Raw genomic sequence first — 1,910 nt, forward strand, 5'->3', positions numbered from 1 at the left:
TTTTTTTTTTTGGGTCGTTTTTTTTTTTCTCCACCATCACGTGTTTGTCGCGGCCCCCCCACCCCCCCGTGGGGGGGGGGGCCCCCGCCCCCCGCCCCCCCCCCCCCCACCGCCAACGCAGCAGCATCGGTTCGATGAGCTGCCACTGATCATCCTTCAGGTCCGAGGGGTACCGGCGTCGTTCCGTCACAGTTGATCAATACCGCTGACGCAGGCCCGGCCGCTACGGGATCCTGGAACCGAGTCCGTTCCGCGCCAGTGAAAGCCGGACAGTTGGGGGGATTCCCCTATCGAACGCCCTCTGAGGGCGGGGCGGGGCCGCCGAGCCCTCAGGCCGTCGTGATCAGCACTCGATGACGTTCACGGCGAGGCCGCCGCGCGAGGTCTCCTTGTACTTGATCTTCATGTCGGCCCCGGTCTCCTTCATCGTCTTGATCGCCTTGTCCAGCGAGACGTGGTGCCGGCCGTCGCCGCGCAGCGCCATCCGGGCCGCGGTGACGGCCTTGACCGAGGCCATGCCGTTGCGCTCGATGCAGGGGATCTGGACCAGGCCGCCGACCGGGTCGCAGGTGAGGCCGAGGTTGTGCTCGATGCCGATCTCGGCGGCGTTCTCGACCTGCTCGGGGGTGCCGCCGAGGACCTCGGCGAGGCCGCCCGCGGCCATCGAGCAGGCGGAGCCGACCTCGCCCTGGCAGCCGACCTCGGCGCCGGAGATGGAGGCGTTCTCCTTGAACAGCATGCCGATGGCGCCGGCCGCGAGCAGGAAGCGGACGATGCCCTCGTCGTCGGCGCCCGGGATGAAGTTCAGGTAGTAGTGCAGTACGGCCGGGATGATCCCCGCCGCGCCGTTGGTCGGCGCGGTGACCACCCGGCGGCCGGAGGCGTTCTCCTCGTTGACCGCCATCGCGTAGAGCGTCACCCACTCCATCGCGTTGGCCGGGCCGATGCCCTCGGCCCGCAGCGTCCGCGCGGCGGCGGCGGCCCGGCGGCGCACCTTCAGGCCGCCCGGCAGGATGCCCTCGCGGGACATGCCGGCCCGCACGCACTCCTGCATCACGGCCCAGATCTCCAGCAGCCCGGTGCGGATCTCCTCCTCGCTGCGCCAGGCCTTCTCGTTCTCCAGCATCAGGCCGGAGATCGACAGCCCGGTCTCCCGGCTGAGCCGCAGCAGCTCGTCGCCGGTGCGGAAGGGGTACTTCAGCACGGTGTCGTCGGGCTTGACCCGGTCCGCGCCGATCGCGTCCTCGTCCACGACGAAGCCGCCGCCGACCGAGTAGTAGGTCTTCTCCAGCAGCGTGGAGCCGTCCGCCGCGAACGCCCAGAGGGTCATGCCGTTGGCGTGGTACGGCAGCGAGCGGCGCCGGTGCAGCACCAGCTGGCTGTCCGGGTCGAAGTCGATGGTGTGCTCGCCGAGCAGGCTGAGCTTCTTCTCGGCGCCGATCCGCTCGACGGCCAGGTCGGCCCGGTCCACGTCGACGGTGCGGGGCGAGTTGCCCTCCAGGCCGAGCAGGACGGCCTTCGGGGTGCCGTGGCCGTGGCCGGTGGCGCCCAGCGAGCCGAACAGCTCGGCGCGCACGCCCGACACCTGGGTCAGCAGGCCTTCGGACCGCAGTCGGCGGGCGAACATGCGGGCGGCGCGCATCGGGCCCACGGTGTGGGAGCTCGACGGTCCGATGCCGATGGAGAAGAGGTCGAAGACGCTGATGGCCACGGAGGACGTCCTTGTCTGGTCTCGTGGAGGGGCTTGCGGGCGGGGCGTGGCACAGGAGCGGGCGGCGGCCGGGGGCCGACACGGGACGGGGCACCGCGCGCACTGTCCAGTGTGCGCGGTGCCCCGGGGTCCCCGGTGCGCCGGCGGCGTGAGGCCGGTCACCTGCCGGCCGGGCCCGCCGGGCCGGGCCGGCGGGGCG

The 1,910-nt window shown here is 71.8% G+C and carries 1 protein-coding gene; it reads right to left on the minus strand.

The window, feature by feature from the left end; genetic code table 11:
* Window positions 1–343: 343 nt before the first annotated feature.
* Window positions 344–1,711: an L-serine ammonia-lyase gene (locus tag ACFQ6N_RS39620; RefSeq protein WP_380659015.1), complete on the minus strand. Its 1,368-nt coding sequence runs from the start codon at window positions 1,709–1,711 to the stop codon at window positions 344–346.
* Between the last annotated feature and the right edge of the window lie 199 nt (window positions 1,712–1,910).

It is taken from the genome of Kitasatospora sp. NPDC056446, assembly GCF_042796115.1.
Lineage (GTDB): Bacteria > Actinomycetota > Actinomycetes > Streptomycetales > Streptomycetaceae > Kitasatospora.